At 71.2% G+C, this 21,793-nt stretch carries 22 protein-coding genes; 11 read left to right on the plus strand and 11 right to left on the minus strand.

Features of this window, described 5'->3' with window-relative positions; genetic code table 11:
* Positions 1-49 precede the first annotated feature (49 nt).
* From dxs to F4559_RS24425, 3 genes are read right to left on the minus strand one after another with little or no spacing between them, the layout of a single operon-like run.
* Complete coding sequence (dxs, locus tag F4559_RS24415; protein WP_184672418.1) at positions 50-1,948, minus strand: 1-deoxy-D-xylulose-5-phosphate synthase; 1,899 nt, start codon at positions 1,946-1,948, stop codon at positions 50-52.
* Between the two features lie 15 nt (positions 1,949-1,963).
* Entirely contained in the window at positions 1,964-3,235 is a 1,272-nt protein-coding gene (locus tag F4559_RS24420) for a class I SAM-dependent RNA methyltransferase (protein ID WP_184672420.1), read from the minus strand.
* Positions 3,232-5,232 carry an APC family permease gene (locus F4559_RS24425; RefSeq protein ID WP_184672422.1) on the minus strand — a complete coding sequence of 667 codons (2,001 nt, stop codon included), beginning with the start codon at positions 5,230-5,232 and terminating at the stop codon, positions 3,232-3,234. The genes F4559_RS24420 and F4559_RS24425 overlap by 4 nt, the downstream gene beginning before the upstream one ends.
* Between F4559_RS24425 and F4559_RS24430 the strand changes: the two genes are divergently transcribed.
* From F4559_RS24430 to F4559_RS24440, 3 genes are all read left to right on the plus strand, one after another.
* Positions 5,141-5,977 (plus strand): potassium channel family protein, encoded by an 837-nt coding sequence (locus F4559_RS24430; RefSeq protein ID WP_221447365.1) that lies wholly within the window; start codon positions 5,141-5,143, stop codon positions 5,975-5,977. The two genes, F4559_RS24425 and F4559_RS24430, sit on opposite strands and share 92 nt — an antisense overlap.
* Positions 5,977-6,633, plus strand: coding sequence for a potassium channel family protein (locus tag F4559_RS24435; protein ID WP_184672426.1), 657 nt, complete (start codon positions 5,977-5,979; stop codon positions 6,631-6,633). The genes F4559_RS24430 and F4559_RS24435 overlap by 1 nt, the downstream gene beginning before the upstream one ends.
* Before the next feature lie 148 nt (positions 6,634-6,781).
* Complete coding sequence (locus F4559_RS24440; RefSeq protein ID WP_184672428.1) at positions 6,782-7,276, plus strand: RICIN domain-containing protein; 495 nt, start codon at positions 6,782-6,784, stop codon at positions 7,274-7,276.
* Between the two features lie 116 nt (positions 7,277-7,392).
* Here F4559_RS24440 and F4559_RS24445 read toward each other — a convergent pair whose 3' ends face one another.
* From F4559_RS24445 to dut, 4 genes are all read right to left on the minus strand, one after another.
* Positions 7,393-8,100: a DUF3159 domain-containing protein gene (locus tag F4559_RS24445; RefSeq protein ID WP_184672430.1), complete on the minus strand. Its 708-nt coding sequence runs from the start codon at positions 8,098-8,100 to the stop codon at positions 7,393-7,395.
* A complete protein-coding gene (locus F4559_RS24450; RefSeq protein WP_184672432.1) occupies positions 8,097-8,474 on the minus strand; it encodes an OB-fold nucleic acid binding domain-containing protein in 378 nt (125 codons plus the stop codon). Before F4559_RS24450 ends, F4559_RS24445 begins: the two co-directional genes overlap by 4 nt.
* A gap of 225 nt (positions 8,475-8,699) precedes the next feature.
* Entirely contained in the window at positions 8,700-9,338 is a 639-nt protein-coding gene (locus tag F4559_RS24455) for a DUF3710 domain-containing protein (protein WP_184672434.1), read from the minus strand.
* Positions 9,339-9,341: 3 nt separating this feature from the next.
* Positions 9,342-9,809, minus strand: coding sequence for a dUTP diphosphatase (gene dut / locus F4559_RS24460; protein ID WP_184672436.1), 468 nt, complete (start codon positions 9,807-9,809; stop codon positions 9,342-9,344).
* Positions 9,810-9,833: 24 nt separating this feature from the next.
* Between dut and F4559_RS24465 the strand changes: the two genes are divergently transcribed.
* Positions 9,834-10,301 carry a DUF3093 domain-containing protein gene (locus F4559_RS24465; RefSeq protein ID WP_184672438.1) on the plus strand — a complete coding sequence of 156 codons (468 nt, stop codon included), beginning with the start codon at positions 9,834-9,836 and terminating at the stop codon, positions 10,299-10,301.
* Positions 10,302-10,384: 83 nt separating this feature from the next.
* On the opposite strand, the gene F4559_RS24470 is transcribed toward F4559_RS24465, so the two are convergent.
* Entirely contained in the window at positions 10,385-10,684 is a 300-nt protein-coding gene (locus tag F4559_RS24470; protein WP_184672440.1) for a DUF4193 domain-containing protein, read from the minus strand.
* Between the two features lie 407 nt (positions 10,685-11,091).
* On the opposite strand from F4559_RS24470, the gene cei reads away from it, so the two are divergent.
* Complete coding sequence (cei, locus tag F4559_RS24475) at positions 11,092-11,814, plus strand: envelope integrity protein Cei (RefSeq protein ID WP_184672442.1); 723 nt, start codon at positions 11,092-11,094, stop codon at positions 11,812-11,814.
* 162 nt (positions 11,815-11,976) lie between these two features.
* On the opposite strand, the gene F4559_RS24480 is transcribed toward cei, so the two are convergent.
* The gene (locus tag F4559_RS24480; protein WP_184672444.1) at positions 11,977-12,777 is read right to left on the minus strand and encodes an inositol monophosphatase family protein; all 801 of its coding nucleotides are present in this window, start codon (positions 12,775-12,777) and stop codon (positions 11,977-11,979) included.
* A 94-nt stretch (positions 12,778-12,871) separates the two neighbouring features.
* On the opposite strand from F4559_RS24480, the gene ppgK reads away from it, so the two are divergent.
* The 3 genes from ppgK (at position 12,872) to F4559_RS24495 (ending at position 15,785) form a co-directional block, all read left to right on the plus strand.
* Complete coding sequence (ppgK, locus tag F4559_RS24485; protein WP_184672446.1) at positions 12,872-13,633, plus strand: polyphosphate--glucose phosphotransferase; 762 nt, start codon at positions 12,872-12,874, stop codon at positions 13,631-13,633.
* Between the two features lie 168 nt (positions 13,634-13,801).
* Positions 13,802-15,133, plus strand: coding sequence for an RNA polymerase sigma factor (locus tag F4559_RS24490; RefSeq protein ID WP_184672448.1), 1,332 nt, complete (start codon positions 13,802-13,804; stop codon positions 15,131-15,133).
* Between the two features lie 472 nt (positions 15,134-15,605).
* On the plus strand, positions 15,606-15,785 hold the full coding sequence (locus F4559_RS24495) for a DUF7455 domain-containing protein (RefSeq protein WP_184672450.1): 180 nt from the start codon (positions 15,606-15,608) through the stop codon (positions 15,783-15,785).
* A 149-nt stretch (positions 15,786-15,934) separates the two neighbouring features.
* Here the strand turns inward: F4559_RS24495 and F4559_RS24500 are convergent, their stop codons facing one another.
* The gene (locus F4559_RS24500; protein WP_184672453.1) at positions 15,935-17,647 is read right to left on the minus strand and encodes a DEAD/DEAH box helicase; all 1,713 of its coding nucleotides are present in this window, start codon (positions 17,645-17,647) and stop codon (positions 15,935-15,937) included.
* 141 nt (positions 17,648-17,788) lie between these two features.
* Between F4559_RS24500 and F4559_RS24505 the strand changes: the two genes are divergently transcribed.
* Positions 17,789-18,802, plus strand: a complete 1,014-nt coding sequence (locus tag F4559_RS24505; RefSeq protein WP_184672455.1) for a YihY/virulence factor BrkB family protein — start codon at positions 17,789-17,791, stop codon at positions 18,800-18,802.
* 189 nt (positions 18,803-18,991) lie between these two features.
* Here the strand turns inward: F4559_RS24505 and F4559_RS24510 are convergent, their stop codons facing one another.
* Positions 18,992-19,237, minus strand: coding sequence for a DUF3039 domain-containing protein (locus tag F4559_RS24510; protein WP_184672457.1), 246 nt, complete (start codon positions 19,235-19,237; stop codon positions 18,992-18,994).
* A gap of 31 nt (positions 19,238-19,268) precedes the next feature.
* Here F4559_RS24510 and F4559_RS24515 point away from each other — a divergent pair, with 31 nt between their 5' ends.
* Together F4559_RS24515 and F4559_RS36550 are read left to right on the plus strand one after the other, a co-directional pair.
* A complete protein-coding gene (locus F4559_RS24515; protein ID WP_184672459.1) occupies positions 19,269-20,150 on the plus strand; it encodes a pseudouridine-5'-phosphate glycosidase in 882 nt (293 codons plus the stop codon).
* A gap of 83 nt (positions 20,151-20,233) precedes the next feature.
* Entirely contained in the window at positions 20,234-21,793 is a 1,560-nt protein-coding gene (locus F4559_RS36550) for a methyl-accepting chemotaxis protein (protein ID WP_184672461.1), read from the plus strand.

The following is a 21,793-nucleotide window of genomic DNA, read 5'->3' on the forward strand; positions in this document are numbered from 1 at the left end:
GCATCGCCGTCCGGGCCGCCGACCGGCCCGGACACCGAGAATAGGGAGATCACTTGCGGGCTGTCGCGCCGATTTCCGCCGGTTCGGACGCGGCGACCCACTCGGTGATGCGCCGGGCCACGCCCTGGTCGGTCAGGCCGAGGTCGGCGAGCACCTCGCCGCGTTCGGCGTGCTGGTGGAACTCCTGCGGGATGGCCAGGTCACGCAGCGGCGTGGTCACGTCGGCGTCGCGCAGCGCGGCGGCCAGCGCCCAGCCGAAGCCGCCGTGCCGGCCGCCGTCCTCGACCGTGACCACCAGGCGGTGGCGTGCGGCGAGGTCGACCAGGTCGGCGGGCACGGGGAAGATCCAGCGCGGGTCGACCACCGTCACGCCGATGCCCTGGTCGGCCAGGCGACGCGCGGCGGCCACGCCCAGCGAGCCGAACGCGCCGACGGTCACCAGCAGCACGTCGTCGCCGTCGCGCCGGAGCACGTCGACGGTGCCCAGCCGCTCGATCGCGGGCAGGTCCTCCCCCACGGACGCCTTCGGGTAGCGGACCACGGTCGGCGCGTCGGACACGGCCACGGCCTCGCGCAGCTCCTCGCGCAACGCGGCGGCGTCGCGCGGCGCGGCCACCCGGATACCGGGCACCAGGCCGCAGATCGACAGGTCCCACATGCCGTGGTGGGACGCGCCGTCGGGGCCGGTGATGCCGGCCCGGTCGAGCACCACGGTCACGCCCTGGCGGTGCATGGCGACGTCCATCAGGAGCTGGTCGAACGCCCGGTTGAGGAAAGTCGCGTAGATCGCCACGACCGGGTGCAGGCCGCCCATGGCCAGGCCGGCCGCCGAGGTCATGGCGTGCTGCTCGGCGATGCCGACGTCGAAGCACCGGTCCGGGTACAGGCCCGCGAACTTGTCCAGGCCCGTCGGTCCGCGCATGGCCGCGGTGATGGCCACGAGGTCGGACCGCTCGCCGCCCAGCGCCGCGAGTTCGTCGGCGAAGACGTGGGTCCAGGTGCGCTTGGCGGGCGCGAGGTTCTCGCCGGTGATCGGGTCGATGACGCCGGTGGCGTGCATCTGGTCGGCCTCGTGGTTCTCGGCGGGCGCGAAGCCGTTGCCCTTGCGGGTGACGGTGTGGACGATCACCGGCCCGCCGAAGGACTTGGCGCGGCGCAGCGCCGACTCGAGCGCGACCAGGTCGTGGCCGTCGACCGGGCCGATGTACTTCAGGCCGAGGTCCTCGAACATGGCCTGCGGGCTGATCGCGTCCTTGATGCCGACCTTGGCCGCGTGCAGCGCGGCGTAGAGGGGCTTGCCGAACACGGGCGCGTTGCGCAACGCGGTCTTGCCGCGTTCGAGCGCGCGCTCGTAGCCGGGACGCAGGCGCAGCGAGGACAGGTGGTCCGCGAGGCCGCCGATCGTGGGCGAGTACGAGCGGCCGTTGTCGTTGACGACGATGACCACGGACCGGTCGGTGCCGGCCGCGATGTTGTTGAGCGCCTCCCAGCACATGCCGCCGGTCAGCGCGCCGTCGCCGACGACCGCCACGACGTGCTGCCGCTTCCCGGTGAGCTGGAACGCCTTGGCCAGGCCGTCCGCGTAGGACAGGGCCGTGGACGCGTGGCTGTTCTCCTCGACGTCGTGCTCGCTCTCGGCCCGCGACGGGTAGCCGGACAGGCCGCCCTTCTGCCGCAGCGTGTCGAAGCCGGCACGCCGGCCGGTGAGGATCTTGTGCACGTAGCTCTGGTGCCCGGTGTCGAACACGACCGGGTCGGCCGGCGAGTCGAACACGCGGTGCACGGCCATGGTCAGCTCGACAACGCCCAGGTTGGGGCCGAGGTGACCGCCGGTGCGGGCCACCTTCTCGACCAGGAACCCCCGGATCTCGTCGGCGAGTTGTGCCAACTCGTCGGGGCCGAGCCGTTTCAGCTCGTCCGGGCCGTGCACGGATTCCAGCAGCGACACTCGCTCCACCTCGCCCTAGTGGTCCGAATCGTCCGGCCAGTCTACGGACCGTGTGCTGAGGGACCCGGTCGGCGGGACGGCCTCCACCAAAGCAACACATTCCACGTGATGCGTCATCGGGAACGCGTCGAAGGCCCTGAGCTGCGTGGTCCGGTACCCGTTCGCGGCGAACACGGCCAGGTCGCGGGCCAACGCGGCCGGGTCGCAGGCGACGTAGACCACACGGTCGGGGCCACTGCGCGTGATCGCCTCGACGACTTCGCGGCCGGCGCCCTTGCGCGGCGGGTCGAGCACGACGACGTCCGGTCGGCGGTCGGCGAACGCGGGCGAGGCCAGCACCGCCTCGGTGCGGCCGACGTGCCACTCGACCTGCGGCAGGTCGGCCAGGTCGCGGCGGCCGTCGGCGACCGCGCCCGCGGCCGACTCGACGACCGCGACCGACCCGGAGGCGCCGACCTGGTCGGCGAGCACGGCCGCGAACAGGCCGACGCCGCCGTAGAGGTCCCACGCGGTCTCACCCGGTCGGGCGGCGGCCCACTCGGCGACGACGGCGGCGAGCGTGTCGGCGGCCTCCGGGTGCACCTGCCAGAAGCCGTCGGCGCGCACGTGCCACGTGCGGCCGGCGGCGTGTTCGGTGGCCGTGCCGCTGCCCGAGCGGCGGCGGGCGGGTCCGGGCACGGGACGACCCCGGACGCGCTTGGCCGGTCCGATCTCGGTGACGTGCACGGCGTGGTCTGCGTCCCTGGTCACGACCAGTTCGGCGCCGGGCGGCCACGCCCGGTCCACGACGGCGTCGAGCGCGCCGGGCGCGGCGATGGCGCAGTCGTCGACCGGGATCACGCCGTGGCCCCGGTGCGCGCGGAAGCCGGGCCGCCCGTCGGCGCCGACGGCCAGGCGCACGCGCGTGCGCCAGTCGGCCGGCCCTCCGGGCAGTTCCTCGACGACGACGTGGCGCTCCAGGCCGGCCAGGCGGCGCAGCTGCTCCTCGACGACGGCCGCCTTGAGCGCGCGTTGGGCCTTCGGCGTGGCGTGCTGCCAGTCGCAGCCGCCGCAGCGGCCGGGTCCGGCGAACGGGCAGGGCGATTCCACTCGATCGGGTGACGCGACGAGCACCTCGACCGCGTCGCCCCGGCAGAACGAGCCGCCCTTGTCCTCGGTGATCAACACGCGGACGCGTTCGCCGGGCAGCGCGTGCCGGACGAACACGACCCGCCCCTCGTGGCGGGCGACGCAGTGCCCGCCGTGCGCGACGGCACCGACCTCGACCTCGATCAGCCGACCCGTCATCGGCCGGTGTCCCGCTGGTCGAGGCCGCGGCGGACGGCACCGGGCGCGACGGCGTCGTCCCGACCGCTGACCTTGGCCGACGAGGCGAGCTGCCACGGCACGCTGGTCACCATGACGCCCGGTTCGAACAGCAACCGGCCCTTGAGCCGCAGGGCGCTCTGGTTGTGCAGGACCTGCTCCCACCAGCGGCCGACGACGTACTCGGGGATGAACACCGTGACGACGTCGCGCGGGCTGTCGGTGCGGATGCGCTTGACGTAGTCGAGCACCGGTTTGGTGATCTCCCGGTAGGGCGACTCGATCACCTTGAGCGGCACCTTGAGGTTCTCCTTCTCCCAGTCGTGGACGAGCCTGCGGGTGTCCGCGTCGTCCACGTTGACCGTGACGGCCTCCAGGATGTCCGGCCGGGTCGCCTTGGCGTACGCCAGGGCGCGCAACGTCGGCATGTGCAGCTTGGACACGAGGACCATGGCGTGGTTGCGCGCGGGCAGCAGCTTCTGCCGCTCCTGCTGGCGCAGCTCCTCGGCCACCCGGTCGTAGTGCCGGCGGATCGCGGTCATCAGCGCGTAGATGGCGGCCATGGCCGCGATGGCGATCCAGGCGCCCTTGGTGAACTTGGTGATCAGCACGACGACGAGCACCGAGCCGGTGAGCACCAGGCCGACCGTGTTGATCAGCTGGGAGCGGCGCATCCGGTTGCGCGCCGCCGGGTCGGTCTCACCCGCGAGCAACCGGTTCCAGTGCCGGATCATGCCGGTCTGGCTCATCGTGAACGACACGAACACGCCCACGATGTAGAGCTGGATGAGCCGGGTGACCTCGGCGTCGAACGCGATGACCAGGACCACCGCGGCACCGGCGAGGAATAGGATGCCGTTGCTGAACGCGAGCCGGTCGCCGCGGGTGTGCAGCTGGCGGGGCAGGTACCGGTCCTGGGCGAGGATCGAGCCGAGCACCGGGAAGCCGTTGAACGCGGTGTTCGCGGCGAGCACGAGGATCAGCGCCGTGACGACCGTGATGAAGTAGAACCCGGCCGGGAACCCGTCGAAGACCGCCTCCGCGATCTGGGCGACCATGGTCTTCTGCTCGTAGCCGGGCGGCGCGTTCACGAGCTGGTGCGCCGGGTCCTCGGCCATCCGCACGCCCGTGAGCTGGGCGAGCACGATCAGACCCATCAGCATCACGACCGCGATGCCGCCCATGAGCAGCAGGGTCGTGGCGGCGTTGCGCGACTTCGGCTTGCGGAACGCGGGCACGCCGTTGCTGATGGCCTCGACGCCGGTCAGGGCCGCGCAGCCGGACGAGAAGGCGCGCAGGACCAGGAACACGAACGCCAGGCCCATGAGGTGGTCGTCCTCGGCGCGCAGCTCGATGCCGGCGCTCTCGGCGCGCATCGGGTCGCCGAGGACGAAGCCGCGGAACAGGCCGTAGCCGATCATCAGCAGCACGCCGACCATGAACGCGTACGTCGGCACCGCGAACGCGCTGCCGGACTCGCGGATGCCGCGCAGGTTGACCGCGGTGAGCACCACGATCGCGGCGACCGCGAACTCGACCTTGTGCGTGGCCACGAACGGCACGGCCGAGCCGATGTTGGCCGCGGCCGACGAGATCGACACCGCGACCGTGAGGATGTAGTCCACGAGCAGCGCGCTGGCGACCGTGAGGCCCGCTCTGCGCCCCAGGTTGACCGTGGCGACCTCGTAGTCGCCGCCGCCGGACGGGTAGGCGTGCACGTTCTGCCGGTAGCTCGCCACCACCACGAGCATCACCAGCACCACGACGACGCCCACCCAGGGGGCCAGCGCGTAGGACGAGAGGCCGGCGACCGACAGGACGAGGAAGATCTCCTCGGGCGCGTAGGCCACCGAGGACATCGCGTCCGAGGCGAACACGGGCAGGGCGATGCGCTTCGGCAGGAGCGTGTGCGCGAGTCGATCGCTCCGGAACGGCCGGCCCAGTAGGAGGCGCTTGGCCGCTGTTGTCAGCTTGGACACGGGACCAAAGCGTAAGGGGTCTCGTCCCCTGGTCGGAGTAATCCTCGGTAGGTTCTGCACAGGCGTCGTTCGGGAGGCATACGTGCACGTGGTGATCATGGGTTGCGGCCGGGTCGGTTCGACCCTGGCCAAGGCCCTGGAACGCCTGGACCACCAGGTCGCGGTGATCGACAAGGACGCTCTGTCCTTCCGCCGGCTCGGGACGGATTTCCACGGCAGGCAGATCGTCGGCAACGGGTTCGACCGACAGGTCCTCATCGAGGCGGGCATCGAGCGCGCGGGCGCGTTCGCGGCCGTGTCCAGCGGTGACAACTCGAACATCATCTCCGCGCGGGTGGCGCGGGAGACGTTCGGCATCGAGGCCGTGGTGGCACGGATCTACGACGAGAAGCGGGCGGCCGTCTACGAGCGGCTGGGCATCCCGACCGTGGCGACGGTGCCCTGGACGACCGACCGGTTCCTGCGCATGCTGCTGCCCGAGGGCGCGTCCACGGCGTGGCGCGACCCGTCCGGGTCGGTGGCGGTGTTCCCGCTGGACCTGCACGAGGACTGGATCGGGCAGCCGGTCGAGGCGTTGCAGGAGGCGGCCGGCTGCCGGGTGGCGTTCGTGATGCGCTTCGGCACCGGCGTGCTGCCGGACCGGCGGACCGTGATCCAGGCCGACGACGTGGTGTACGCCGCCGCGTTGTCGGGCACCGTGACCGACGTGGCCGCCGCGGTGGCGCACGCGCCCGAGGAGAGCTGATGCGGATCGCGATTGCCGGTGCGGGCGCCGTCGGGCGCTCGATCGCGGCGGAACTGGTCTCCGACGGCCACCAGGTGATGCTGATCGAGCGCAACCGGGCGCACTTCGAGCCGCACACCGTGGAGCTGGCCGAGTGGGTGCAGGCCGACGCGTGCGAGCTGTCGTCGCTGGAGGACACCGGGTTGCAGCTGTGCGACGTGGTGATCGCGGCGACCGGCGACGACAAGGTGAACCTGGTCGTGTCGCTGCTGGCCAAGACCGAGTTCGCGGTGCGGCGCGTGGTCGCGCGGGTGAACGACCCGGCCAACGAGTGGCTGTTCACCGAGTCGTGGGGCGTGGACGTGGCGGTGTCCACGCCGCGCATCCTGTCCGCGCTGGTCGAGGAGGCCGTGACGGTGGGTGACGTCGTGCGGCTGATGACCTTGCGCCAGGGCCAGGCGAACCTGGTGGAAATCACGCTGCCGGACGACACGCCGCTGGCCGGGTCACCGGTCAACGGGCTGGCGTTGCCCCGGGACGCCGCGCTGGTCACGATCCTGCGCGGCGGCCGGGTGATCGTCCCGGGTCCGGAGGATTCACTCGAAGGCGGGGACGAGCTGCTGTTCGTGGCGGCGGCCGACGTCGAAAGCGAAATCCGCACCGCGTTGGGCTACTGAACCCGTGCGCAAACATTTTCCCCGACGATTCACCTGCGGGTGTGGTCGTCGGGGAAATGCTTGCCCGACGACTTCCCCGGGGCGAATGGTGGTGCGCGGCGGCCGGTTTCGGCCGCTTTCGCGTGAACCACGGAGGGAGTGGTCGAACATGCGGGTCACGGCCAGGTTGTCCACGGTGCTCTTGGCGACCGCCGGTCTCGTCGCCGCAGGTCTGGGCCTCGGAAGCGCGTCCGCGCAGGACGATGTGCGGTTCCTGACGTTCGCGGACAAGTGCGTCGACGTGTCCGGTGCGAGCGGGGGCGACGGCGCGAACATCATCCAGTGGAGCTGTCACGGCGGCGCGAACCAGGATTTCTCGATCGTGAACGCGGGCAACGGGCAGGTGGAGATCCGGACGTTCGCCGGAAAGTGCGTGGACGTGTCCGGCGTGAGCTCGTCGAACGGCGCGAAAATCATCCAGTGGCGGTGCCACGGCGGCGCGAACCAGAAGTTCCGGATCGAGGACCAGGGCGACGGGCGCGTGGTGATCCGGACGTTCGCGGGCAAGTGCGTGGACGTGTCGGGCGCCAGTTCGTCGGACGGCGCGCAGATCATCCAGTGGCAGTGCCACGGCGGTGCGAACCAGAAGTTCCGGATCGTCTGATCAGGTCTCGTCGGGACCGCGCGTGAGCGGTCCCGACGACCCGACGAAGGTCCGAACGCGTGTTTCGGGGTGTCCGAGTGCGTGTTTCGGGGTGTCCGAGCGGAGGACTCGCGCGGTCAGTCGCGGGCGGTGCCGTCCTCGGTGCGCACGGCCTCGGCCCGCAGTCGCTCCTCGGCGGCGGCGTTCTCGGCCTCTTCGAGTTCGGCCGCGGCCTTGAGGCGCTTGTCCGAGCGCCGCACCGCCCACACCGTGGCGACCAGGGCCAACGCCATCAGCGGGTAGCCCATCGACAGCCGGGCCACCAGGAGCCAGCCGACCTGGTCCTCCTCGTAGAGCCAGCGCTGCACGGCGAACCGGGCGAAGAACACCAGCGCCCACACCAGCGTGGCGATGTCGTAGTCGCGGACCGAGGCCCGGTCCTTGCGCCACGCCATGCCCTGGCCGTTGAGGAAGCTCCAGATCAGGCCCGCCAGCGGTCGGCGCAGCAGGATCGACAGCACGAACGCGCCGCCGTAGACCAGGCTCTGCCAGATGCCGAACAGGAAGAAGCCCTTGGCCGACCCGGTCTTGTAAGCGATGAACGCGGCGATGCCGACGCCGAACACCGCGGAGACGGCCGGCTGGATCGAACCCTTGCGCAGGGCGAGCACCACGCCGATGACGACCGCCGCGCCCAGCGAACCCCAGATCGCGGGCAGGAGCCCGGCGAACATGTTGACCAGGACGAACACCAGGACGGGCAGCGACGAGAAGACCAGGCCGGGCACGCCGCCCATCTGCTCGAGCATCGTGGGCTGCTTCTCGGGCTCTTGCGTAGAGGTCATGAAGCGTTCTGCAACTCGTAGTAGGGGTTGTAGAGGACCTTACGGCCGTCGCGGACCGCGATCCGTCCTCTGGCCTTTATGGTCCGACCGGGTTCGATGCCGGCGATGCGGCGGCGGCCCAGCCACACCAGCGTGACGCCCTCGGTGCCGTCGTACAGCTCGGCCTCCAGGGTGGCCGCCGCGTCGCGCGGGCACAGCTCGACGGTGCGCAGCCGGCCGAGCACCGTGACCTCCTCGCCGGACTTGCAGTCGCACGCCCGGACGGCGCCGATCTCCTCGGCTTTTCGCGACAGGTCGTCGGCGTCCAACTCGCTGACGTCGGTGGTCAGCCGACGCACGAGGCGGCGCCAGTAGCCGCCCCCAGAACCAGTCATCCCCGACTCCTGGGTGCTTCGTTGGCCTCGCTGCGAGGCCGTCCACCGGTCAGGGTAACCGCGCGCCACGGCGGTGGTATCCGACCGGGGGAGGATCCGCCGTCACGACTTCGTCGTACCCTGTCGGGCCGTTCGACACCCCGTCTCATCAGGGGTCACGTCGGGGATTCCCCGGATCGGCACGCCGCCGCGCCGGTTCACCCGGGCGGCGGCGGTCCGGCCGGGTCAGCCCTGCTGCTGTTGCTGCTGGGCCTGGATGTGCCGGGCGATGGCGTCGGGCAGCTCGACCGGCAGCGGCGTGCGCACCGGCATGGGCTGCTCGCCGCGCACGACGACGGTGAGCCGCAGCACCTCGCGCAGCGCGACCAGGGCGTGGTCGGCCTGGTCCTCGGACGGTGCCGCCGCGACGCCGCGCACCATCCAGCGCGGGCCGTCGACGCCGACGAAGCGCAGGTGCACCTCGTTGTTGCGGGCCGAGATCTCCTCGCCCCACTCGCCGTTCTCCCGGTTGATGCGGAACCCGTCGCCCTTGAGCTGGGTGATCAGCTCGGCGCCCACCTCGGGCCACAGCTTCTCCGTGCGCGGCGCGGCGAACGCGCTCACGGTGAGCTGGCCCAGCGTGGTCAGCAGGTGCACGGCGCGCACCGCGCCCGCCGGGTCCATCTCGACCTGGAGCTGGGCGCCCTCGGGCACCGGGAAGCGGATCGAGCCGAGGTCGAGCCGGTTCAGGCCGTCGTCGGGCGTGTCGGCCTCGTCGAACGGGCCGTGTTCGGGCCGGTCGTCGTCGAGCCCGACCTCGACCTCCGGCTGCGCCGTCCCCCGGTTCGCGGAGTGCCTACCGCGCTTGCGGCGCCTTCCGAACATCGATCACCCCTCCGTCCGGGCGAGCACCTCGTGCCCGCCAGTAGAGCCGTAGCCTCCCGCACCCCGTTCGGAGTCGGGAAGTCCATCGACTTCGCGGAACACCGCGTGTTCCACCTTCTGCACGACCAACTGGGCGATCCGGTCGCCGCGCGCCAGCACGACGGGTGCCCGGAGGTCGTGGTTGACCAGGCAGACCCTGATCTCGCCCCGGTAGCCCGCGTCGATCGTTCCGGGCGTGTTGACCACGCTCAAGCCCACCTTGGCCGCCAGACCGCTGCGCGGGTGCACGAACGCGGCATAGCCTTCGGGGAGCGCGATCGCGATCCCGGTGCCGACCACGGCGCGTTCGCCGGGGTCGATCACCACGTCGCTGGTGGTCACCAGGTCCGCGCCGGCGTCGCCGGGACGCGCGTACGACGGGAGCGGGACGGACGGATCGAGCCGGGAGAGCAGGACCTCGACGCTGGGCACGGCGCGCGAGATTACCCTGGTGGCGTGAGCGAGACCTCCGCAACCGTCCCGACCGCCTTCCGGGAGCGGCAGTACGTGCCCTGGTGGGGCTGGCCGCTGCCGCTGGCCGCCGCCGTGCTGCTGGCCGCCGAGATCCACATGGGCTTCCCCGGCGTCCGGTCGTGGCTGCCCTACCTGATCACGGTCCCGCTGGCCGTGCTGCTGATCGTGCGGATGGGCGCGCTGCGGGTCGAGGTGTCCGACGGCGAGCTGCGGGTGGGCGCGGCGCACGTGCCGCTGGCGCTGCTCGGCGAGGTCGAGGTGTTCGACGCGAAGACCAAGCGGAAGGCGATGGGTCCGAACCTGGACCCGATGGCCTTCGTCGCGCACCGGGGATGGGTCGGCCCGGTGGTGAAGGTGCGGGTCGAGGACCCGCGGGACCCGACGCCGTACTGGCTGTTCAGCGTGCGGTCGGCGGACGAACTGGCCCGCGTGCTGCGCGACTCGCGCTGACCGTGTCGGGAGACTGCCTCCTGGGCGCCACCCCGGCGGTGGGGTGAGCGCCCAGAAAGTCGTGCCCGGTCGAAAGGCTTCGATCAGGCGCAGTCGCGGCAGACGTACTGCCCGTTCACTTCCTCGGCGAGCCTGCTGCGGTGGTGCACGAGGAAGCACTTCGAGCACGTGAACTCGTCCGCCTGCTTCGGCAGGACCTTGAACGTCAGTTCTTCACCGGACAGGTCGGCGCCCGGCAGCTCGAAGTTCTCGGCGGACGCGTCCTCGTCGATGTCGACGACGCCGGACTGCGTTTCGTTGCGCCGCGCCTTCAGCTCCTCGAGGGAGTCTTCAGCGAGTTCGTCGGCCTCGCTGCGACGCGGTGCGTCGTAGTCGGTCGCCATCTTCTTTCACCCCTGCGGTCACATGGAGACTGTTCGTGTCGCTGGTAAACGCACCAGCGCCCCTGTTTGTGCCCTCCGCCTCGGTGACGGAGGTCTCCCTCGCACGGCCGGGCGTCAACCCCCTGGACGTCGACGCTTTTCCGGTGTCCGGCCGTGTGCGGAGCGCCGAGAGGGTAGCTCATCGCGCAAGGTGTCGCGCAGCGGGTTCCCCCTAATTGAGCAGACGGGTGACAGGACCTTCGCACGCAGGCCCGATAGGCTTCGGGAACAGGCTTGCCGACCGGTGGTGGACGCGTACCGCACGGGGTGGGGTGCCGACCGTCGCGACCGGGTGGCCCGGAGCGCGGTCGCGCGGGTGTCGGCATAGCCTGATCGTCATCAGCACTGCCCAGGGGAGGTCGGCGGACGTGGGACCGGGATCGGCGAGTGCGGGGTCGTCGCGGTACCGGAAGCGGCGGCCGGTACCGGCCCTTGTGCTGTTCCTGGTGCTGGGGGTCACGGCGGTGGTGGTCTGGAACGGCGTGCTGGCCGACGCGGGCGACGTGGACGCCGCGATCAGGTGCAACACGCCCGGGAACGTGCCGTCGTCCGTCGTGCCGACCGGGGAGCCGGCCGGGGAGACGATGCCGCAGGCCGCGCGGGGCACGGTGCTCGGTCACGACGCGTTGGACCGCACGGACCCCGTTCCGGCGAGCGATGTCCACTTCCGGGTGTTCAACGCAAGCACGCAGCGCAACCAGGCGCGGTTCGTGGCGACCACGCTGACCGAGCTGGGGTTGCAGCAGGCCGCCGAGCCGGACAACGACCCGGTCTACCCGGCGCAGGACATGGAGTGCCGCGGCCAGATCAGGTTCGGTGCGCCCGGCGCGGGCGCGGCCCGGACGTTGAGCCTGCTCGCGCCGTGCCTGGAGCTGGTGCGCGACGAACGCCAGGACGCGACCGTCGACGTCTCCGTCGGCAAGAAGTTCAGCGAACTCAAGCCCAACCACGACGCCCGCAAGGTGCTCGACGGGCTGACCGCGTGGGCCGAGCAGCACCCGGACCGCCAGGGCGGCCAGGCCGCCGACGGCAACCCGCCGCCGTCGATCGACCAGGACCACCTCGACGCCGCCCGCGACGTCCACTGCTGATCGGCGAAACACCGGCGCGAATGCGCGAGTCGTGTGTTCGACACCGCGAGTCGTGGACTCGGATCGGACTTCCGCGTACTCACCGTGCCCGGACACCGCGAATCGTGTGACGCTCTTGCGCGAATCGGGTGAAATGTGGCGCTACCCACTCCCGAAATTGGTTCAGACCTTTCCGAAGCCGCTTTCCGCGAGCGTCGCGCGCAATGCGTCCGCGATTCCCGGAGCCGCCGCGAAGGTCGCGTCGGCGCCCAACTCCGGGGCCTCGCCCGGCAGCAGCACGACGGCACCGGCCTCTTTCGCCAGCAGCGCGCCGGCCGCCCAGTCCCACCGACCCAACGCGTGCTCGGCATAGGCGTCCAACCGCCCGGCCGCCACGGCGCACAGGTCCAACGAAGCCGCGCCCGCCCGTCGGATGTCGCGCACGCGGGTGGCCATGGCCGCCCACGTCTCGGCCTGCCGCTGCCGGCGGTCGGCACGGTAGGCGAACCCGTAGCCCAGCAGTGAGACCTCCAGCCGGGTGACCGCGGACACCGCGAGGCGACGCCCGTCCAACCAGGCACCACCGCCGGCCGCCGCCGTCCACACCCGGCCGCTCGCCGGTTCCACCACGGCACCCGCCACCGACACCCCGTCCACCTGCGCCGCGATCGACACCGCGTAGTGCGGGATGCCGTACAGGTAGTTCACGGTGCCGTCGATCGGGTCGACAACCCAGGTCAGCCCCTCGACCGCGGCCGTGCCGCCCTCCTCCTCGCCGATCACCGGTTCACCGGGCCGGCGCGTCGCGAGCAGCGCGCGCACGAGCTGTTCGGAAGCGCGGTCGGCGGCCGTCACCACATCCGTCACCGTGGATTTCGTGTCCACCTCGGCGACGGCCGTCTCCCGACTCGTCCGCACCAGTTCCGCCGCCTCGGTCGCGACCTCGACGGCGACTTCGACCAGTCGGCCGGCATCGAAACGCACTGTTCCTCCTGCGTCACTCACACGGGACTATCGGTGAAACGCAGGCTAATGTCTGCGGATCACGTTCCTGAATCGAGTAGGAAGGGCCACGGGGATGGGCAGCTCCCGCGGGTTCGGTGTGGACATCGGCGGCTCGGGGATCAAGGGCGGACTCGTCGATCTGGAAACGGGCACGCTCGACGGCGAACGACTTCGCGTCACGACTCCGCAGCCGTCGACACCGGACGCCGTCGCGGACGTGGTCGCCGAGATCGTGGCCAAGTTCGACTGGACCGGCCCGGTCGGCGTCACGCTGCCGTGCGTGGTCAAGCACGGCGTCGCGCACACCGCGGCCAACGTCGACAAGGGCTGGATCGGCACGGACGCCGCGGCCCTGTTCGCCCGGCGCCTGGGCAGGCCCACCGAGGACGTGGTCGTGCTCAACGACGCCGACGCCGCGGGCCTGGCCGAGATGCGGTTCGGCTCGGGCGTGGGACGTGCCGGCACGGTCGTGCTGCTGACGTTCGGCACGGGCATCGGCAGCGCGTTGTTCCTCGACGGCCGCCTCGTGCCCAACACCGAGTTCGGCCACCTCGAAGTCGACGGGCACGACGCGGAGAAGCGGGCCGCCGCGTCGGTCAAGGAGGACCGGAACCTGTCCTGGGCCGAGTGGACGCCGCTCGTGAGCCGCTACCTGTCCGTGCTGGAGAACCTGATCTGGCCGGATCTCGTCATCGCCGGCGGCGGGGTGAGCAAGAAGGCCGAGAAGTGGCTGCCGCTGCTCGAGGCGCGGACGGAGGTCGTGGCCGCCGCGTTGAAGAACGACGCGGGCATCGTGGGCGCCGCGGTCGCCGCCGCGCACGGGACCCACTCATAACCGCACGTCCGCTACCTGCGAGAACGCGTGCCGCCGAAGGTCGGGAGCCGGCGGGGCGCACCGGCACGCGATTCTCGTCGTTACAATGGAACGGTGCCCCGCTGACGAACGATCCGGCGGGCTTCCCCCCGTACTCCGGCGACCGAGGTTCGCGCCCTTCGGTTTGCCTTGATCGACAGTCGCGAAAGGGCGTACGTGGCAGCCGCGAAGACGACCCAGGCAGCTAAGGCTGACGCCGAGGAGACGCCCAAGGCCACCTCGGCGAGGAAGGCGCCGGCCAAGAAGCCGGCCGCGAAGACCGGTGCGGCCAAGACCGCGACGCGGGCACCGCGCAAGACCGCGGCGAAGGCCGCCGCCGGCCCGGTCAAGGCCAAGAAGGCGGGCGAAGGCGACGAGCCCGAAGACCTCGAAGCCGCCCCCGACGCCGAAGACCTGGTCGACGACGTCGAACTGATCGACGAGCCGGTCGAGGAAGAGCCCGCCGAGGAGGAGACCGCCAAGCCCGGCGAAGGCGACTTCGTCTGGGACGAGGAGGAGTCCGAGGCGCTGCGGCAGGCACGCAAGGACGCGGAGCTCACCGCGTCCGCCGACTCCGTCCGCGCGTACCTCAAGCAGATCGGCAAGGTCGCCCTGCTCAACGCGGAGGAGGAGGTCGAACTCGCCAAGCGGATCGAGGCCGGCCTCTACGCCGCCGAGCGGGTGCGCCGGGCCGAGGAGGAGAGCGAGAAGCTCACCCCGCAGCTGCGCCGCGACCTGCGCTGGATCGTGCGCGACGGCGAGCGGGCCAAGAACCACCTGCTGGAGGCGAACCTGCGCCTCGTCGTGTCGCTGGCCAAGCGCTACACCGGCCGCGGCATGGCGTTCCTGGACCTGATCCAGGAAGGCAACCTGGGTCTGATCCGCGCGGTGGAGAAGTTCGACTACACCAAGGGCTACAAGTTCTCCACGTACGCGACGTGGTGGATCCGCCAGGCGATCACCCGCGCGATGGCCGACCAGGCCCGCACCATCCGCATCCCGGTGCACATGGTCGAGGTCATCAACAAGCTGGGTCGCATCCAGCGCGAGCTGCTCCAGGACCTGGGCCGTGAGCCCACCCCGGAGGAGCTGGCCAAGGAGATGGACATCACCCCGGAGAAGGTGCTGGAGATCCAGCAGTACGCCCGGGAGCCCATCTCGCTGGACCAGACGATCGGCGACGAGGGCGACTCGCAGCTCGGCGACTTCATCGAGGACTCCGAGGCCGTGGTGGCCGTGGACGCGGTGTCGTTCACGCTGCTCCAGGACCAGTTGCAGTCCGTGCTGGCGACGCTGTCCGAACGCGAGGCGGGCGTGGTGCGGCTGCGGTTCGGCCTCACCGACGGCCAGCCGCGGACGTTGGACGAGATCGGCCAGGTCTACGGCGTGACGCGCGAGCGCATCCGGCAGATCGAGTCGAAGACGATGTCGAAGCTGCGCCACCCGTCCCGGTCGCAGGTGCTGCGCGACTACCTGGACTAGGTTTTCGATCCGTTCGGAGCCCCCTCCCCTGCCGTGGGAGGGGGCTCCGGTCGCTTGTGGACCTTCTGGCGCGGCGGTGAACCGGACGTGATGCGTCCGGATCGTGGAATACCGGCCCCTGTTCGCGCTGGGCGTACAAAAGTGTCTCCGGTCACAGTGTGGCCCACTTGACGCACACCTTCCGGACCATTGCCGTTCGGCCGGATGTCGCAACGAGGTACCGGAATCCCTTGCTGCGACAGCGGAACGTGACGACCCATCCGGCGATCCGGTGGAGGTCGGCGGGTTCCGCGGACCTGGTCACCGGGTAAATCGGAAGTGACACGGGTCGCCACGACGTCGGGAACACTGACTAACGCCCGTGCGTCTGCAAGAGTGGAACCGGCGAGCACCGCGCACCCGCCACGTGCGATGTGGTCGCAGCAAGGAGTGAGGGCACCGACCCCCGGTGCCGGGACGGAGGGAGATTTCCATGACTACGACGCTCACCCGCCCCGCGTTGACCGCCGCCGACCGCTGCGACCGCTGCGGGGCTGCTGCCCAGGTTCGCGCCATCCTCCCCTCGGGAGGCGAGTTGCTGTTCTGCGGGCACCACGCCCGCGAGCACAACTCCAAGCTGCGCGAGCTGGCTGCCGAGTTGCAGCAGGGCTGACATCACTCGGGCTTCGGGCCCGGAGCAACCCATAGCCGTCCGGGGCGGGGACCGTGAGGTCCCCGCCCCCCTGCATGTCCGGGGCCCGTGCGTGCGGTCGGGCCTGCCCGAGTGCGTGTTTCGGAGTGCCTGAGCGGAGGACTCGCGGGCTACCAGGAGCGGAGCGTGGCGATGCGTTCCTCGAGCTGCTCGATGCTCGCCATGGCGGTCGGCGGGCCGCCGCAGTACTCGCGCAGCTGGTTGTGGATCTTGCCGTGCGGCTTCTTGGTGCGGTGGTGGTACATGGCCACCAGCGTGTTGAGCTCCTTGCGCAACTGGGCCAGACGCTCCTGGACACTCGCCGGACGCGTCGGAGCCGGAGCGACGGGGGCGGCCACCGGGCGTTTGCCCGCGTCGACGAGCTGCTTCTCCTGACGCTGCCGCAGCAGCGCACGGACCTGGTCGGGCTCGAGCAGCCCCGGCAGTCCCAGGTACTCCTGCTCCTCGTCGCTGCCCGCGAACGCCGCCGTGCCGAACGACGACCCGTCGTAGATCACCTGGTCCAGCTCGGCACTGGCGCCCAGCGCGGTGAACGCCCGCTCCTCCTCGCCCGGCTCGTCCTTGACCTGGTTGGCCTGGGCGAGCAGCTCCTCGTCCCAGCCGTCCTTCTCGCGGTGCGGCTTGCCCAGGACGTGGTCGCGTTGCTGCTCCAGCTCGCTGGCCAGGCCCAACAGCACCGGGACGCTGGGCAGGAACACGCTGGCCGTCTCGCCCTTCACCCGCTGCCGCACGAACCGACCGATGGCCTGGGCGAAGAACAACGGCGTCGACGAACTGGTCGCGTACACACCGACGGCCAGTCGCGGCACGTCGACGCCCTCGGACACCATGCGCACGGCGATCAGCCAGCGCTCCTGCGACGCCGCGAACTCGGCGATGCGCCCGGACGCCTTGGGGTCGTCGCTGAGCACGAGCGTGGCGTCGTGGCCGGTCACGCGCTGGAGGATCTCGGCGTACGCCTTGGCCACGGTCTGGTCGGTGGCGATGACCAGGCCGCCCGCGTCCGGGATGCCGCCCGACCGCAACTGGGTCAGCCGCTGGTCCGCGGCCTTGAGCACGGACGGCATCCACTCGCCGGTCGGGTCGAGGGCCACGCGCCACGCGCGGGCGTTCTGCTCCTGCGTGAGCGGCTCGCCCAGACGCGCGGAGAACTCCTCCCCCGCGCTGGTCCGCCAGCTCGCCTCGCCCGAGTAGGCCAGGAAGATCACCGGGCGGACGACGCCGTCCTTGAGCGCGTCCGAGTAGCCGTAGAGGTGGTCGGCACGGCTGCGCTGCACGCCGTCCGGACCGGGTTCGTAGGACACGAACGGGATGGGCGAGTCGTCGCTGCGGAACGGCGTCCCGGTCAGGCACAGTCGGCGCACGGCGGGCGTGAACGCCTCGCGGATGGCGTCGCCCCACGACTTGGCGTCGCCGCCGTGGTGGATCTCGTCGAGCAGGACCAGGGTCTTGCGGTTCTCCGTGCGCACGCGGTGCAGCGTCGGGTGCGCGGCCACCTGTGCGTACGTGAGCGCGACGCCGTGGAAGTCGCGCGAGGTGACCGCGTTGGTGTTGCGGAAGTTCGAGTCGATGGCCAGCCCCGCCTCGGCGGCGGCCTGCGCCCACTGGTGCTTGAGGTGCTCGGTGGGCGTGACGATCGTGACGGCTTCGATCGTGCGGTCGGCGAGGAGTTCGGCGGCGACGCGGAGACCGAACGTGGTCTTGCCGGCACCGGGCGTGGCCACGGCGAGGAAGTCGCGCGGCTTCGCGGCGAGGTACTTGGTGAGCGCACGCCGCTGCCAAGCGCGGAGCGGACGGGTCGATGCGACCTGCGGTTGCGCCAACCTCGGACCCCTTCTCGCTGATCAACGGTGGTGCACATGGGAATGCCCTCGTCGCGGATGGCCGTCGAGGGCACCGACAGCCTACCGGTTGCGCCGAACGGGTACTCGGCACCGATGCCGCGAATCCGGAGGCGATGCAGCATGCTTGACCTTGAGATGAGGTCGCCTAACGACATCGCAGGACGCGGTCGTGCCCGCAACGGGCCGCTGCGTCTGTTGGCGCGCACGCTGTCGAAGGCGTGGGAGCACAGCATCTTCTCCGAGTCGGCCGAGGCCGCGTTCTGGCAGGTGCTGTCGTTCCCGCCGTTGCTGCTGGGACTGCTGGGCAGCATGGGGTACGTGGGCGACTGGCTCGGACCGGACGTCGTGGGCGCGGTGAAGGACCGCATCATCTCCACGTGCCTGACGATCTTCAGCCACGACGTGGTGTCCGGGGTGATCGAACCGACCGTGGACCAGATCCTGACCACGGGCAAGGGCGAGATCGTGTCGATCGGGTTCCTGATCTCGCTGTGGGCGGGGTCGTCGGCGATGTCGTCGTTCGTGGACGCGATCACCGAGGCGCACGACCAGTACGGCGTGCGCAACGAGGTGTGGCAGCGGATCTTCGCGTTGCTGCTGTACATGGCGAGCCTGGTGCTGCTGGTCGTCGGCCTGCCGGTGCTCGCGCTGGGGCCGGACTGGCTCGGCGCGCTGTTCCCGGCGGCGTGGCAGGTCGAGCGGTGGTTGAGCGCGCTGTACTACCCGGGCATCGCGGTGCTGCTGGTGGTGGCGTTGGCGACGTTGTACAAGCTGTCGCTGCCGCGCAAGCTGCCGTGGCACCGGCTCGTGCCCGGCGCGGTGCTGGCGATGGCGGTGTTCGTGCTGTCGTCGATCGTGCTGCGGCTGTACATCCGGTGGATCACGACCACGGGCTACACCTACGGCGCGTTGGCGACGCCGATCGCGTTCCTGCTGTTCGCGTACTCGATCGGGCTGGCGATCACCATCGGCGCGTACTTCAACAGCGCGATCCAGGACACCTGGCCGGCGCGGATGACCCGTCGGCAGCGCCGCCGCTGGCGTCGGCTGGAGTTGGAGCGGGAGGCCGAGCGCATCCGCTCCGACGCTCCCGAGCCCCTGCCGCCCCGCGAGTCCTCCACCCAGGCACCCTGAACTACGCGTTCGGACACCCCGAAATACGCGTTCGGGACGGGCCTGGGAGTGCCCGAACGCACATTTCGCGGTGTCCGAACGCACGACTCGCGGTGCCTGAATGCACAACTCGCGGGTGGGTGACCTGATCGGAGGTGCCTGAGCGCGTGTTTCAGGGTGTCCGAGTGGAGGACTCGCGCGGAGGTTGGGCTAGTCGCCGCCCTTGGGGAGGCCTTCGTAGATCTTCTTGCAGTCCGGGCAGACCGGGGAGCCGGGCTTGGGGCTCTTGGTCACCGGGAAGACCTCGCCGCACAGGGCCACCACGTGCGTGCCCATGACCGCCGACTCGGCGATCTTGTTCTTGCGCACGTAGTGGAACATCTTCGGGGCGTCGTCCCCGGTGGTGTCCGTGCCTTCCGGCCTGGTGTCGAGTTCGGGAAGGGTCTGGGTGCTCACGGCCTCAGCTTAGCTGGGATGATGCCGCCTCGTGAGCGCGCCGAGCACCACCGGAGAGGTCCGCGACGCCCTGGCCGAAGGCCGTCCCGTCGTCGCCCTGGAGTCCACGATCCTGGCGCACGGGCTGCCGCCGGGCCGCAACCGCGAGGTGGCCGGGCGCATCGAGGACGCCGTCCGGGCGGCCGGTGCCACCCCGGCCACGATCGCGGTGCTCGACGGCGTTCCCCGGATCGGGCTGACCCCGGCGCAGCTGGACCGGGTGTGCGACCCGGACGCCGGACTGGCCAAGCTCTCCCGGCGCGACCTGGGCGTCGCGCAGGCCCTGGGCCTCGACGGCGCGACGACCGTCGCGGCCACGGCCACCCTCGCCCACGAGGCGGGCATCGGCGTGTTCGCCACGGGCGGTCTCGGCGGCGTGCACCGGGGCGGCAGCTGGGACGTGTCGGCCGATCTGGACGTGCTCGCCCGGGCGCCCGTGCTGGTCGTGTGCTCCGGCGTGAAGTCGATCCTCGACATCGGTGCCACGCTGGAGGTGCTCGAAACGCGCTCCGTGCCTGTGCTCGGCTGGCGGACGGACCGGTTCCCGGCGTTCTACCTGCGCGAATCCGAGTTCGACGTGCCGTGGCGGGTCGACGACGCGCGGACGGTCGCGAGGGTCGTGCACGCGCGGCGGACCGGGATCCTGCTCGTCAACCCGGTGCCGGCCGCGTTCGAGATGCCGCGCGGACTGCACGACCGACTGCTCGACGAAGGTCTCCGGCTGACCGCCGACGTGCACGGCAAGGACGTCACGCCCCGCCTGCTGCGCCACTTCCACGAGCACAGCGACGGCGCGAGCCTGGACGCCAACGAGGCGCTCGTGCTCGGCAACGCCCGCCTGGCCGCCGAGGTCGCCGTCGCGCTCACCGCCTGATCGGGGGACGCGTCGCCGTCGGGCTCAGGTCCGGGCGCCCGAGGCCGTACTGGCGGTCTGACGGGCGGAGGAGCGACATGCGCGTGACGATCAGGCTTCGGGTGCTGGGGTGCGCCGTGGTGGGCGCGATCGCCATCGGGGTGATCATCGCCGTGGCCGCGTTCGTGAACGGTTCCCAGTCACGGGAGACGGCCACGCTCGCGCGTGTCAGCGCCGCGATGAGCGCGCAGTGGAACGCGGACATGATGCACGACGGCCTGCGCGCCGACGTGATGGCCGCGTTGTACGCGACCTCGGACGAGCAGCGCGGGGCGCTGGGCGTCGAGGAGACCGCCGAGCACGTGTCGGACATGCTGTCGGACTTCGACCAGGCCGCCTCGCTGGCGCCCGCGTCGCTGCTCGACGAGTTCAAGACCGTGCGCCCGCTCGTCGTCGACTACACCGCGTTGGCCCAGAAGGTCGTCGACCTCGCGCGAACCGACCACGCGGCGGCGAACGCCCAGGTCGACGCGTTCATGACCATGTTCTCCAGCCTGGAGGACAAGCTCGGCACGCTGGACGACGACCTCGGCGCCGCGGTCGAGGAGCAGCGGCGACTGGCCGACGCGGCCGGTCTGTCGGGCCTCGGCCTGATCATCGCGTGCGGCGCGCTGGCCGTGGTCGGCTTCGTCCTGCTGGCGTGGTGGACGTTCCGCGCGATCGACCGGCCGATGAAGGCCATGGTCCGCGCGCTCAAGGCGTTGGCCGGCAAGGACCTCACGCAGCGCGTCGAGGTCGTCCGCGACGACGAACTCGGCGAGATGGCCGGTGCGCTCAACGACGCGTCCGCGTCGATCCGCGAGGTGCTCGTGACCGTGCGTTCGGACGCGGACGCGCTGCTCGGCGCGGGCGGCGACCTCGACGCCGTGTCACGACGACTGGGCCAGGCCGTCGACGAGACGGTCACGCGCACCGGCGAGGCCACCAGGTCCGCCGGGCAGGTCACCGACGCGGTCGGCCGGATCGCGCAGGCGTCCGAGCGGATCAGCGACGCCGTGCGCAGCGTGTCGAGCGCCAGTTCCACGGCGGTCGACTCGGCGACGGGCGCGGCGCGGACCGCGGAGACCGCGGCGTCCGGCGTGGAACGGCTGCGGGTGGCGAGCGCGGAGATCGGCGAGATCGTCGGCGCCATCACCTCGATCGCCGAGCAGACCAACCTGCTGGCGCTCAACGCGACCATCGAGGCGGCCCGTGCGGGTGCGGCCGGTCGCGGGTTCGCGGTCGTGGCGGCCGAGGTGAAGGACCTGGCGCAGGAGACCGCACGGGCCACCGAGAACGTGAAGAACAAGATCGGCGTGATCCAGCAGGTGACCGGCGAGACGGTCGGCTCCATCGACGGCATCTGCACGGTGGTCGGCCGGATCAACGACGACCAGCAGCGGATCTCCTCCGCCGTGGACGAGCAGTCCCGGACGACCGAGGGCATCGTCACCAGCGTCGGCGAGGTCGGCACGATCACGTCCGACATCCAGGCTCACCTGGACGGCATCGCCTCGTCGGCGTCGTCGACGGCGGACGGCGCCGCCGCCACCCGGGCGTCGGCGGGCACGCTCACCACGACCGCGCGCCGGATGAACGACCTGCTGGGCGGGTTCACCTTCTGA

The organism is Saccharothrix violaceirubra, assembly GCF_014203755.1.
GTDB lineage: Bacteria > Actinomycetota > Actinomycetes > Mycobacteriales > Pseudonocardiaceae > Actinosynnema > Actinosynnema violaceirubrum.